Source organism: Sphingobium sp. B2D3A (assembly GCF_025961795.1).
Taxonomy (GTDB): Bacteria; Pseudomonadota; Alphaproteobacteria; order Sphingomonadales; family Sphingomonadaceae; genus Sphingobium.
On record NZ_JAOQOI010000001.1, the window covers coordinates 999,689 to 1,012,245 of the forward strand.

The window sequence follows — 12,557 nt, forward strand, 5'->3', positions numbered from 1 at the left end:
TGCTTTCACCGTCGGACGACGGCCGGGGCTAGCGCTATTGACCTAATTATTTAGGTCATGCAAGTCGGCCAGAAGGAGCGACTATGAACGAGCGACCCGAAATTGCTGTCATCGCCGAGCTGCCCGCAGACCTGCGAACCGCGCTCGAACGCGATTTTCGGTTGATCCCCGTCCCGCTCGAAGGCGCGAATGCGCAGCCCGTCACGGCAATTCCATCGACTGTGCGCGCTGTGGCCACGCGGGCGGTCCTTGGCGTTCCCTCAGGCGTTATGGAAGCGCTGCCGGATTTAGGACTGGTGCTCTCCCTCGGCGCGGGTCTGGACAATATTGACGTCGAGGCGCTGGCCGCACGCCAGATCGTCCTCGCGCACACCCCAGACCAGTTCACGGAGGATGTCGCCGATTTTGCACTCGGGCTCATCTACGCCGCCGAGCGCAACATCGTCGCGGCGGACCGGTTCACGCGCAGCGGACGTTGGGCGGAGAACCGCTTCATGAATGGCCGTCGCGTGAGCGCCCGGCGGGTTGGCATTGTCGGGCTGGGTCGGATCGGACGGAGGCTCGCCGAGAAATGTGCCAGCCTGGGCATGTCTGTCGATTACCATGCGCGCGCGCCGGTCGCGGATTGCGCCTACACTTATCATTCCGACGTAACCGCGCTCGCTGCCGCGTGCGACATTCTGGTGCTGGCCTGCGCGGTGACGGATCAGACGCGGCGCATGGTCGCCCGCGAGGTCCTGGACGCGCTTGGCCCGCAAGGCATTGTCGTCAACATCGCGCGCGGCGCCGTGATCGATGAAGAGGCGTTGATCGACGCGCTGGAAGGTCGCACGATCGCCGGCGCAGCGCTCGACGTGTTCGACAAGGAGCCGGACTTCGACCCGCGCCTGGCTCGGCTCGAGAATGTGATCCTGACGCCGCACGCCGCAAGCTTCACATTCGAAGCGCGGCAGGCGGTCATCGATCACCTGATGGACGCGGCAAGAACCTACTTTTCGAGCGTTGAAGCTTCCCATGCCCCAACATAGCGGAGAATTGCGATGCCCAGCCTGTCTGAGATGGAAATCACCCGGCGGTGGCCGGCCGAGCATCCCGATCGGATTCAGCTCTACTCCGTCCCCACGCCCAATGGCGTGAAGGTCTCTATCATGCTTGAAGAGACGGGGCTGCCTTACGAAGCGCATCTCGTCGCCTTTTCGACGGACGAGCAAAAGAGCCCGGAGTTTCTCTCGATCAGCCCGAACGGGAAGATTCCGGCCATCGTCGATCCGTCTGGTCCCGGAGGAGCCCCGATCGCTCTGTTCGAGTCCGGTGCCATTCTGCTCTACCTTGCCGAGAAGACCGGGCAGTTCATGCCTACCGATGCATCCGGTCGCTGGGAAGCGCTGCAGTGGCTGATGTTCCAGGTCGGGGGCGTTGGTCCGATGGTCGGCCAGCTGGGATTTTTCCACAAATTCGCGGGCAAGGACTGGGAGGACAAGCGACCCAGAGACCGGTACGCGGCGGAAACGGCTCGGCTGCTCAGAGTCATGAACACGCGGCTCAAAGATCGGGAGTGGTTTCTTGGCAAGGACTATTCGATCGTCGACATCTCGCTGCTCGGATGGATCCGCAATATTGTCGGCCTGTTCGACGCGGCAGAGTTGGTTGACTTCGGATCAATGCCCCACGTCGCGCGATGGCTCGAACAAGGACTGGCGCGGCCGGCAGTTCAGCGCGGGCTGACCATGCCGCCGCGCCCGTCCTAAGTCCGGCTTTCCGGCGACGGCGGTGGTCAGCGCTCGTCCAGCCCGTGCCGGTGAAGGAAGGCCGAGAGGAGGTCGGCCACGGCCACATTATTGAGGTCCGCAAAGGGGAGGTGGGTGTTCCCCGAGAGGCCGGCGGCCGGCAAGGACAGGATTTCCGCCTTACCGCCATGGGCGTTGACGATCGCCACAAACGTTGTCGCCGCGCGATAGGCCGCGCTCCAGTTCGTCGACTGCGCAATGTGGTCGCCGAACACGATCTGGATCGGGATGCGCGTGAGCCGTTTGAATTGCTCGGCGGACACCTTGACCGGGCCGAACGGTCCCTTTCCAGCCGGCGGGCCTTCCCCTTCAGGAAACACGAACCCGGGCGGCTCGTAAGCGACGATGCCTTTGACATTGTCACTCTCGAGCGCGGTCATGAAGGCTCTGAACCCGCCGCCGGAATTGGTGACAAGCACCGTCGGCCCAATTCGGTCGACCGCCTTCGCCGCTGCCGCGCTCTGCAATTGAGCGTTCGGTACAGTGTCGAACTCATCGTACCGCGCGCGCATTGCCTGATCCCAGGCTTGCGGGTCGTCCTTGGGGAACTGGATGCCCGGGAACCAGTTGGGGTAGGCTTCCCCCAGGCGCCAGGCCTTGAAATTCCCCTCATCTCGGCCGGGCACCGCCTTGTAGGTATAATCCTCGCAGCCCCAGTTCGCGCGGCCAACGCGCGGGCCATCCCAGAGGTAGATCGGGAAACCGCGGCGCAGGAAGATGCTCTGGAAGCCTTCGCCGCCATCCCACCGGTTTTGCCACACGGCCACGCTGGAACTGTGCCACAGCAGCAGCGCTGTCTTCCGCGCCCGCCGGGGGATCTGATATTCCACGAAACCATGATCGCACGACAGATGTCCCGATGCGGCGTCACCCAGCAGCGCACCACCGACCGAAAACGAACCTTGCCGCTCAAGGACGATGGGCGCAGCGAATGCGGGAGTTGCCGTGAACGGACTCGCGGCGACGCAGAAGCTGCCGATGCTCGCCAACGTTAGCAATCGGCGCAGTGATCTTCTCATGGTTTCGGTCTTCCCCGGAAAGGCAGATGAAGAATGTCAGGAGGCTCGCAGGGCGCGGAGGCAGTTTCCCGCCGCCGGTCTTGCATCATCCATTGATCCGCAGATGCTACCGGAGAAATTTCCGCTTCTCAAGGCCGGAGGATGGCTTGCGCCGCAGACAAAGCCATGCAATTTGTGAATCCGGAATATTTTCCGGCTTATTGCGGCGCGGGCAGGTTTCAGGAGCGTCCCAGCGGCGTCTTGAACAGGCATCCGCCCATACAAGAGCGATGCATCGCGGGGTTCGGAGAGGAAATTTGGACGACATTTCAGTCACGCGGATCAACGGTCTCATCGGCGCCGAGATTGGCAATGTGGACATGTCCAAGGATCTTGATGACAGGACGATCGAGCAAATCACAAAAGCTCTCGCCGAGAATGGCGTCATCTTTTTCCGCGATCAGGATCTCAGCGCCGACCGGCAACGCGCATTTGCGGGCTGCTTTACCTTGCCGGGCGCAAAGCGCGCGCCAGTGGCGGACGCGCAGATCACGATGATCGAGAAGGAAGAGCAGCAGCTCAAGAATGTGGGCGGCGGCTGGCATGCCGACCAGACGTTCAACGAGATTCCATCCTGGGGCTCTATCCTCGCGGCGAAGGTGCTGCCGTCAGCCGGCGGCGACACGGTGTTTGCGAGCCTCGCTGCCGCTTATGATGATCTCTCCGAGGGCATGAAGACCCAGCTCGAGACGATGCGAGCAGAGCATAATAACGAGCGGGTCGTCACGTCGATGTCCCTGCTGCCCCAATATGCAGGCGCCAAGGCGAAGGTCGTGAAGGCGACCCATCCCGTGGTCATCCGGCATCCGATCACCGGCCGTAAATCGCTGTTCGTCAACCGCGGCTACACGACCCATTTCGAGGGCTGGACGCAGGAAGAGAGCGCGCCCTTGCTCCAATATCTGTTCCAGAAGTGCGAACGACCGGAATATCAGGTCCGTCTCAAGTGGCGCCCGGGAACGGTAGCGTTCTGGGACAATCTCCAAGTCCTGCACTATGCCGTCAATGATTATCACGGCGAGCGGCGGGTCATGCAGCGTATCTCCGTTTCGGGCATTCGACTCGATCGGGCGGGGTGCACAGCAGCGGCGTGCGTGTCCCAGCCATGATGTTCAATCACATCTTTGTCGGAACGAATGACTTGGAGAGAGCGCGGCAGTTTTACGATGCCGTGATGGGGGCACTGGGGCATGCCAATGCCGCCGCCCCGGACGCGCCCCTGCTTTCTTATCGCTGCGGCGAGCAGGGCTTCGGCGTCAGGGCGCCCCGCAATGGCGATCCGGCAACCTTCGCGAACGGCGGCACGATCGGCTTTCGGGCGCCAAGCCCGGAACATGTCGATGCGTTTCATCGTGCCGGGTTGGCCAATGGAGGGGTAGACGATGGCGCGCCTGGCACGCGGCCGGGCAGTTACGGCCAGCCATATATCGCCTATCTGCGCGATCCCGACGGCAACAAAGTCTGCGCGACCTGGAAAGCTTCCTGGAAGGACTAGTCGCGCCGGTGCGGCTGCCGTCAGAGCAGCGAAGACGCCGCCTGTTCGATCTCGATCGCAGCCTCCTGCAATGGGCCAAGCAGATCGGCCACCAGTCGATCCAGTGACGCACTGCTGACCGAGGCGGCTGCGACAATCGAAGCCGCCTGAACCCCGCCCAGCGACAGGGGAACGGCAATGGAGCGCTGGCCCAGGAAGATTTCCTGATCGTTCAGGGCATAGCCCTTGCTCCGCGCCTCTTCCACATCGGCCTTCAGTGCTGCGGCACTGGAAAGGGTGTTGGGCGTGAAGGATTGGAAGTCCCAGCCCTTCAGGCGCTCTGCCAAAGCGTCCGGCGCCAATCCGGCGAGCAGGACCTTGCCGGGCGCCGTCGCATAAGCCGGCAGTCGCGCGCCTACATGGACGTAAAAGGGCTCGATCGGCTTATGCGTGCCCCGCGCGATGTAGACCACGTCGCGCTCGTCCAGCACCGTGATGCAGCACGTCGCATTCAGCCTGCGCGCAAGCTGGGTGAGAAGAGGTTTCGCGATGGTGGCGAAGGGCTGCGACGAGAGGTAGGAAAAGCCGAGTTTGAGAACCCGGGGGGTGAGGCAGAACCGGCCTTCGTCGGCTACGGCATAACCCAACTTCTCCAGAGTCCGCAGAATACGGCGGGTGGTCCCGGGGGTGAGCTTGAGCTCCCGCGCAATCTGACTCAAGGTCCAGTCAGGATTGTCCGATCCGAACAACTCCAGGACGGCTAGCCCTTTTTCCAGCGAGGGAATGAAGTCGTCATCCACCGCGCGCACGCCCTCCTGCTCCCCAGTCTGCGTTTTCGATTTGGCCATGTTCAATATTCCGACTTTTTCGCGGGGGATGATGCTGCTCTGCTTTCCACGGCTGGCGGTCAGAATCAAGCTGACGCCCTTAGGCGGTCTTGCATGGTGGGAGAAAGCAGACAGGGCCGCCGGCGCCAGCCGACAGCCCTGTGTCGCTTGGGGGTAAGCCGAATGCTCGGCTCAGCGCATTATTAGAAGCTCTTCTCCACAGTCAGGTAGAACTGGCGCGGCGCTGCTGGCTGAGCGTTAGTATACGCCGCCCCCAAGGCCTGGGAGTCGAACACGTTATAATAATAAACCTTGTTGAACAGGTTCGTGGCTCCCACGGCGATCGAGAAGTCATATTCGTCGTTGTCGTAGGTCAGGCGGGCATTGAAGACCGAACGCGCCGGCATAAGGTCATCAAAGGTGGTCGACGTGCCGGACACCACCTGGCTCGATTCATAGATCCAGTCCACCCGGGGCGTGATCGATCCGGCCAGTGACGGAAGCTCCGCCGTGTACTGCACGCCCGCATTCGCCGTCCAGAACGGCGAATTCTGCCGACGGTTGACTGCGCGCTCCCGAATGTCCGGCGCCGTCAGCTTGGTGTACCCCACCGAGCCATTGATGAGCAGGCCATCGACGGGATTGATGGTATACTCGGCTTCAAAGCCGCGGATTTTTGCAGCCTGATTGCGATAGTAGGTCCGTCCGAGGCAGGTGATGCCGGTGCCTGCCGCCACGACCGCACCGCAGGTGGTCGACCCCGCAGGGCCTCCCGCGAGGGGGACGAGCGTGCGATTTCCGGGCACGGGCTGACCATTTGCATCCAGCAGGGCCTCGGATCCCGAAATCGAAGTCGGGCGGTTCTTGAAGTCGGTATAGAAGGCCGCGAGATTCAGGCGCACCCGACGATCGAAGAGATCGAGCTTGGCGCCGATCTCGTACGCAATGTCGTCATTGCCATCATATTGCGCGATCTGCGAGGGCTGTTGCGGGCGCGGATCGAAGCCGGGAAGCGAGTTGCCGGTCGCAGCGGACACATAGATGAGCGCGTTCGATGCCAGCTGATAATTGACGCCGGCCTTCCAGTCGAACCGCGTCTGCTGCGGAACGACGTAAAAGACCGTGTCGCTGGCGCTGGGCGAGGTGTCGAGGACGTTATAAAAGTCGACGACCTTCTTATCGTCCGAATAGCGCAGGCCGCCCACGAAGCTCAGCGCTTCACCAAATGGCCGGATCGTGGCGTTGGCGAAGACCGCCTTGCTCGTCGGGTTGAACTCAGAATCGATGAGCCGCTGGAACGAGCTCTGGGGCGAGATGAAGGCGGCATGCTGCGAGCCATCGGCCGTGAAGTAGAAGCCGCCCACGACCCAGTCGATGAACGATGACTTGCCGGACAGGCGCGCTTCGGCCGTCCAATATTCCTCCGAGAAGGTATTGGACCGCAACACCACATTGAGCGGCGAGCCATCATCGTCATAGGAATGGGTCTCGACCATCTCACGGTGTGCGACCACCGCGAGGAAATTGATGTCGGGATTGATGTCCCAGCTCATCTTGGCTGAGACGCCCCAGTTCTTGAGGTCGATGAACGGCGAAAAGCGGGCGCCGCCGCGCACGGCCACACCATTGATCCGCAAGCCATTATAGAATGTGTTGCCCGGGATGACCGTGCCTGCGGCGATGGGATCGCTGAAGCTGGCGTAGGTGCTGTAGGGGTCGCCCGTCAGGAAGCGGGTGTCATAGGCCAGACCCAAGGTGTTGGCGGCGGACACGACCGTCCCGGATACCCGGTTGTTGATGATCCCGACGATGCTATCGGCGTTATTCTCGCTCGTATCGCGGATATAGTCGCCCGTCACCGTGAACCGCAGATCGTCGGACGGCTTCCAGAGCAAGGATCCCCGGTAGGCCTGCACATCTTCGCCGCCCTGATGGCCGACGACGCAATCCTTGGGCGTGAACCCGGCGGTCGGCATGTTGAGCGTCGAGGCATAAGGCAAGGAGCCCGATAGCGCAGGCGTGCCGCGCGCGCGCATCTCGCAGGTGAAATCGAGGATCTTCTGATAGCCGGTCCGCTTCTTCGAGAGCGCGGAAACGGAGAGGGCGAGCTGCTCGTTCAGCGGCAGATTCAGCGAGCCGCGGAAGTCCATGCGGTCATAGGAGCCGGCTGTGATCTGAATACGTCCATAAACATCGCTGGTGGAGGGCTGCTTGCTGATGATGTTGACGGCGCCGGCGAGCGAATTCCGCCCAAACAGGGTGCCCTGCGGACCCCGGAGCACCTCGATATGCTCGATATCCAGAAGATCGAAGTTCGACCCGAGCAGCGTCGGGAAATAGACGTCGTCGAGATAGAAAGCGACGACAGGCTCGCTGGCGAGGCTCGTGTCCCGATTGCCGATCCCCCGGATTGTCGCGTCGATACCGGGCCCGAATGCACCCTGCGACTTCCGGAATTGCGTGTTGGGAACCACAGCGGTCAGTTCGCCGACACTGGTGATGCCCTTCTGCTCGATCGCCTCGGCCGTGACCGCGGTGATGGCGATCGGCGTATCCTGCAAATTCGTCGACTGGCGCGTGGCGGTAACCACGATGTCCTCAAGGCCGCCTGCCCGGCTGTCCTGTGGCGTCGCTTGCGGGGCCGCCGATGCCGATCCAACCTGTGCGCTTGCCGGCCCTGCTAACAAAGCGAGAACCAGCGCTGCCGAGCTTATGGTTGCCAATTCCAGGTTTTTCATCTCAGTCTCCCTCGGGCGAATTCTAGCGAGATGGAGACCCTCTCGTCGCCCCTCGCGATGCTCGCCATATTTCCGGATATTTTTCCGGTTAGCGATCTAGCGCGCATTTTCGGCAGCTGCAATCCTAATAATCGGCGAACTCCAGAGGAATTTGGCGGAGGTGCGATGTATCTATTTTGTAAAAATGAGACAGGACTGTGATGAGTCTGGCGATAAAATAAGTGATCAACTATAGATATGTCTTGTATACATGTATGATCTCGCTGAGAGAGTTCATGTATATGTTTATCGATCTACGACAATTTTCAGATGTTTTCCGAAGAATGGAAGGACTTCTTTTTGCAGTCTTTCCGGAACTTTACTGCTGTGATCGCCCGGATAAATGTCCAGTTGATTGCTTATAGCATAGTTATCTAGGTTTTTATGGAGCTCGGTTGCTGCGGTGACGATCGTGTCCTGATCGCCGACGTCGATGCCAATGGCGCGATAGGTCCTGAGAGCAGCGACATACTGGTCGATGAAACTGAGCGGGGCATTGGCTGCGCGCTTGGCCATGATCGCCTCGCGCGACTCGCCCTGTTCCGTAATCGGCAGATCGACGAAGAGCGGCGGCTTCGCCGGATTGGGCGAGAAGGCGGCCGCGGTCGCAAGTGGCCCTGCATATTTGAACGGAAGCCCCCGGGCTGCCTGAGGGGATGCAAGATCGTTGATCTCCCTCACTTCTTTTGCGGTCAATCCCTGCGTTCCGAGAGCGCTCAGGCAACAGGGCGACATCATGTAGAGAACGCCAAACCGCCCTGGGCGCTTCATGCCAATGCGCGCGACGCCGTAGCCGCCCATGGAATGCCCCATCAAGCCACGCGCGGCCGCCTCTGGAATCGAGCGGAACTCCCGGTCGATATAGGCAGGCAGTTCATCCGCTATGAATGTCTCGAAGTCGCCGGTGACAGTAGAACTGCCATAGAAAGATCCGCCATATTCATTGCTCCCATCGGCGAACACGACAATGACCTCCGGCACCCCCGCAGCAAAAGCTGCAGCGATCCGCCGGGCCGCATCGAGTTTCTGCATCCAGCTTGCTGCATCGGTGGAGAAGCCGTGCAGTGCGTAAACCACGGGGTATCGCCGCTTGGCTTCGCGGTCATAACTCGGGGGAAGAATGACAAAGACCTCGCGCTCGGCGGAGGTTCTGAGAAGATTGCCGGCAATGGCTTGCGAGTGCACCAACCGTCGCTCCACCCGAACCTGGGTGTTGGGGGCTTCGGCCTCGCTTACGATCGATGGAGCGGCGGGAGAGGCGCCAGCGGCCAGCGAGGCGGTGACAAGCCCAAGGGCAACCAGCAACCGCATCTTCATATCTGCATCCTCTCTTGCCGTCAGGCCAGAAGTCTTCTCGCGGCTCACATTTCACACATAGGCCAATTCGACCTGCGCGCACTCATCACTATAAACATATGTTTACATGTTTTATCGGTCAAGCAGCGCTTGTTTTGGTGTTACTGGACCAGACGCCATGTCGGCGACGCTGCTGGTCAGAAGTCGAGAGAGCCCGATCCCTCTTCGTTCGAAGCGGTTGATCCGCTCCAGGCCGAAAGCGGCCGGGTACGTCCTGAGAAGTCCGCCTGCGCTATGGATGGCTGTGAAATGAGGGGCGCACAGGGAAATCCGCCCCGGTGCAACGGAACGCGGATTTGATGACTTAAAGTCAAATCCTCGTCGATTTCGGCTCGCGCACTCGGCTCACCGCGCTGGAAGTATTTGATTAACATCGCATCCCTAGCCCGGTCGCTAAGGAGCCTGCCATGCATCGCATTTTATATATCAGCACTGTCCGTCGAACGCTTTCGGATGCGGAGCTCGAGGAAATTTTGGTTGCGTCCCGACGGAATAACCGGCTCGCTGATATAACGGGCTTGCTCGTGGTAGGGAATCGGCGCTTCCTCCAGGTTCTCGAAGGCCCGGAAGATGCCGTCAACTCGACGTTCGCGCGCATTTCAAAGGATCAGCGTCACTATGCCGTGGTCCAACTGAATAACAAGACGATCGCGGCACGGTCGTTCGCGCGTTGGGAGATGGGATTTCAGCGGGGTGGCGACGTCAACGAGGGCTCGACCCTTGAAGAGCAGGTGGCAAGCTTGCTTGAACCTGTCACCGACGCAAATTTGAAAGCCTATTTCAACGGTTTTGCTAAATCCCATAGTCAGCCGGCCGGAGAAACCACCAACATGCGTCATTAGCGGACCCAACCTCAGGAGCCACGCGCATGTTTCTTCGTAAGAACGCCGAATAGTCATCTCGGGCGACGATTGAGCCCCTTCGTCCAACATCAGAGGGAGCAGAGCAGGACCTCGATGAAAACAGGGGATAGCACGCCTCGTAACCATGACTTGGCCGCCGCGACATGTCTTCTTCGCGCCTTATCTCAGGCCGTCCCGCGCTACTTCACTAAAGCCTCATCCGCACCAGCCTAAACCGCCTTCGGTAAGCGCGAGAGATGTTTGTCCAAGGTCATCGGATAATCACGCAGCCGCACGCCGGTGGCATTGTAGATGGCGTTGGCGACCGCGGCTCCCACGCCGCAAATGCCCAGTTCTCCCACCCCCTTCGCCTTCATCGGCGTGGACCAGGGATCGGTGGTATCGAGAAAGATGACGTCCTGATGCGGGATATCGGCATGGACCGGCACTTCGTAACCCGCGAGGTCGTGATTGACGAAGAAGCCGAACCGCTTGTCGACGACGAGTTCCTCCATCAGGGCCGCGCCTGCGCCCATGGTCATGGCGCCGATCACCTGGCTCCGCGCTGACTTGGGGTTGAGGATGCGCCCGGCGTCACACACGGCGAGCATCCGCCGGATGCGGGTTTCGCCCGTAAAGGCGTCGACTCCGACCTCCACGAAATGACCGGCGAAGGTGGATTGCTGCGCCCGGTCGGCAAAGTCGTCGGCATAGTCGATGCCATCTTCGGCGACGAGCTCCCCATCGCGCGCGGCGTCGCGCAGAGGCACGGCGCGATCGCCCGAGCGGACTTCGCAATCGGCGAACGTCACATCCGCATTGTTCAGCCCCAAGCGCGCCGCCACCTGGTCGCGCATCTTGATGCACGCGGCATAGACGCCAGCCGTCGAGTTGGCCGCGCCCCATTGGCCGCCGGAGCCCGCTGCGGCGGGGAAATCAGAATCGCCCAACTTCACGATGACATCGCCCAGGTCCACCCCCATCATCTCGGCCGCGGTCTGGGCGATGATCGTGTAGGTGCCGGTGCCGATATCGGTCATGTCGGTCTCGACGGTGACCTTGCCGTCGCCCGACAGCCGGACCCGTGCCGCAGATTTGGTCAGTTGGTTATTCCGAAAACCGCCGGCCACGCCCATACCGATGAGCCAGCGGCCCTCACGCACGGAGCCGGGGGTCGCCTTGCGCTTGTGCCATCCGAAGCGCTCCGCGCCGGTCCTGAGGCACTCGACGAAATGACGCGCCGAAAAGGGACGCTCGGGCTTCATCGGATCGACCTGCGTATCGTTCAGGATACGAAATTCCACCGGGTCCATCCCCAGCGTCTCGGCCATTTCATCCATGGCGATCTCCAGCGCCATCAGCCCCGGCGCTTCGCCAGGCGCGCGCATTGCGTTGCCTTCCGGCAGATCGAGCTGCGCCAGCTTCATAGCGACTTCCCGGCTTTCCCCCGCGTAGAAAAGCTTGCTTTGCTGAACGGCGGTCTCGGGCTCGCCGTCCGGCAGGTTTCCCGAAATGCTCTCATGCGAGATCGCGAGAATGAGCCCATCCTTGTTCGCGCCGATCCGGATATGCTGCAGCGTCGCGGGCCGATGGGTCGTGTTATTGATGATGAGCGGACGCGTGAGCGCGACTTTCACCGGCCGCCCAACCGTCTTGGCCCCCAGCGCCGCAAGAACGACATCGGAGCGCAGAAACAATTTCCCGCCAAAGCCGCCCCCGACATAGGGGGAATCGAGCCGCACCTGCTCGGGCTTGAGTGATAGGGCGTTGGCAAGATCGCGCTTGCCCCAGGCGATCATCTGGTTCGACGTCCAGACGGTGAGCTTCTCGCCCTCCCATGCGGCGATGGTGGCATGCGGCTCCATCATCGCATGGCTTTCGTCCGGCGTGCTGTAGCGCTGGTCGAGCTTGACCTCAGCCTTGGCGTAGCTGGCCGCAAAATCGCCGGCTTTGTTGGTCTCGTCCTCGTCCGGAACGGGCTCGGCCCGGGACGCCTCACGCTCGAGATCGAATTTGCCGGCCTGCCGGACATAATCGACCCGGATCAGCGACGCGGCCGCGCGGGCCTGCTCAAAGGTCTCGGCGACCACGAGCGCAATCGCCTGATGATAATGCTGGATTTCGGCTCCGCCGAACAGATTGGCGGTGTTCTGGCCGCCGAGCGGCAGCGGCTTATGGTCCAACGTGGTGATGATCGAGAGCACGCCAGGCGCGGCCTTGGCGTCGACCAGATCGAACGACCGGATCGTCCCCTTGGCGATGGCCGCGCCGACGACGAAACCATAGGCCTGGTTCGCGGCGACATCATGCCGCTCATAGGCATAGGGTGCGCGCCCCGTCGTCTTGAGCGGCCCGTCGATGCGATCGGTGGACTTGCCGACGACCTTGAGCTGGTCGATCGGGTTCTGGGTAGCGGGGGCATCGAACTTCACGGCA

General features: G+C 61.4%; 10 protein-coding genes. 5 read left to right on the forward strand and 5 right to left on the reverse strand.

The window, feature by feature from the left end; genetic code table 11:
- The first annotated feature begins 83 nt into the window (after positions 1–83).
- Both M2337_RS04690 and M2337_RS04695 read left to right on the forward strand, forming a co-directional pair.
- Entirely contained in the window at positions 84–1,028 is a 945-nt protein-coding gene (locus tag M2337_RS04690; RefSeq protein ID WP_264571869.1) for a 2-hydroxyacid dehydrogenase, read from the forward strand.
- A 12-nt stretch (positions 1,029–1,040) separates the two neighbouring features.
- Positions 1,041–1,748 (forward strand): glutathione S-transferase N-terminal domain-containing protein, encoded by a 708-nt coding sequence (locus M2337_RS04695; protein WP_264571870.1) that lies wholly within the window; start codon positions 1,041–1,043, stop codon positions 1,746–1,748.
- Between the two features lie 26 nt (positions 1,749–1,774).
- Here the strand turns inward: M2337_RS04695 and M2337_RS04700 are convergent, their stop codons facing one another.
- Entirely contained in the window at positions 1,775–2,806 is a 1,032-nt protein-coding gene (locus M2337_RS04700; RefSeq protein ID WP_264571871.1) for an alpha/beta hydrolase, read from the reverse strand.
- Positions 2,807–3,102: 296 nt separating this feature from the next.
- Here M2337_RS04700 and M2337_RS04705 point away from each other — a divergent pair, with 296 nt between their 5' ends.
- Both M2337_RS04705 and M2337_RS04710 read left to right on the forward strand, forming a co-directional pair.
- A complete protein-coding gene (locus M2337_RS04705) occupies positions 3,103–3,954 on the forward strand; it encodes a TauD/TfdA dioxygenase family protein (RefSeq protein ID WP_264571872.1) in 852 nt (283 codons plus the stop codon).
- Positions 3,954–4,340, forward strand: a complete 387-nt coding sequence (locus M2337_RS04710) for a VOC family protein (protein WP_264572353.1) — start codon at positions 3,954–3,956, stop codon at positions 4,338–4,340. Before M2337_RS04705 ends, M2337_RS04710 begins: the two co-directional genes overlap by 1 nt.
- Positions 4,341–4,360: 20 nt before the next feature.
- Here M2337_RS04710 and M2337_RS04715 read toward each other — a convergent pair whose 3' ends face one another.
- The 3 genes from M2337_RS04715 to M2337_RS04725 form a co-directional block, all read right to left on the reverse strand.
- Positions 4,361–5,167 (reverse strand): IclR family transcriptional regulator C-terminal domain-containing protein, encoded by an 807-nt coding sequence (locus M2337_RS04715; protein WP_264571873.1) that lies wholly within the window; start codon positions 5,165–5,167, stop codon positions 4,361–4,363.
- A 182-nt stretch (positions 5,168–5,349) separates the two neighbouring features.
- Entirely contained in the window at positions 5,350–7,884 is a 2,535-nt protein-coding gene (locus M2337_RS04720) for a TonB-dependent receptor (protein ID WP_264571874.1), read from the reverse strand.
- A gap of 285 nt (positions 7,885–8,169) precedes the next feature.
- Complete coding sequence (locus M2337_RS04725) at positions 8,170–9,240, reverse strand: alpha/beta hydrolase (RefSeq protein WP_264571875.1); 1,071 nt, start codon at positions 9,238–9,240, stop codon at positions 8,170–8,172.
- Between the two features lie 446 nt (positions 9,241–9,686).
- On the opposite strand from M2337_RS04725, the gene M2337_RS04730 reads away from it, so the two are divergent.
- Positions 9,687–10,121 carry a BLUF domain-containing protein gene (locus tag M2337_RS04730; RefSeq protein WP_264571876.1) on the forward strand — a complete coding sequence of 145 codons (435 nt, stop codon included), beginning with the start codon at positions 9,687–9,689 and terminating at the stop codon, positions 10,119–10,121.
- Between the two features lie 230 nt (positions 10,122–10,351).
- On the opposite strand, the gene paoC is transcribed toward M2337_RS04730, so the two are convergent.
- Positions 10,352–12,553, reverse strand: a complete 2,202-nt coding sequence (gene paoC, locus M2337_RS04735) for an aldehyde oxidoreductase molybdenum-binding subunit PaoC (RefSeq protein ID WP_264571877.1) — start codon at positions 12,551–12,553, stop codon at positions 10,352–10,354.
- Positions 12,554–12,557 lie beyond the last annotated feature (4 nt).

What these genes read in the sequence shown, in the direction of transcription:
- M2337_RS04690 (WP_264571869.1), top strand. Translation starts at nt 84, where the DNA reads ATGAACGAGCGACCCGAAATTGCTGTCATCGCCGAGCTGCCCGCAGAC.
- M2337_RS04695 (WP_264571870.1), top strand. Translation starts at nt 1,041, where the DNA reads ATGCCCAGCCTGTCTGAGATGGAAATCACCCGGCGGTGGCCGGCCGAG.
- M2337_RS04700 (WP_264571871.1), bottom strand. Translation starts at nt 2,806, where the DNA reads ATGAGAAGATCACTGCGCCGATTGCTAACGTTGGCGAGCATCGGCAGC.
- M2337_RS04710 (WP_264572353.1), top strand. Translation starts at nt 3,954, where the DNA reads ATGTTCAATCACATCTTTGTCGGAACGAATGACTTGGAGAGAGCGCGG.
- M2337_RS04715 (WP_264571873.1), bottom strand. Translation starts at nt 5,167, where the DNA reads ATGGCCAAATCGAAAACGCAGACTGGGGAGCAGGAGGGCGTGCGCGCG.
- M2337_RS04720 (WP_264571874.1), bottom strand. Translation starts at nt 7,884, where the DNA reads ATGAAAAACCTGGAATTGGCAACCATAAGCTCGGCAGCGCTGGTTCTC.
- M2337_RS04725 (WP_264571875.1), bottom strand. Translation starts at nt 9,240, where the DNA reads ATGAAGATGCGGTTGCTGGTTGCCCTTGGGCTTGTCACCGCCTCGCTG.
- M2337_RS04730 (WP_264571876.1), top strand. Translation starts at nt 9,687, where the DNA reads ATGCATCGCATTTTATATATCAGCACTGTCCGTCGAACGCTTTCGGAT.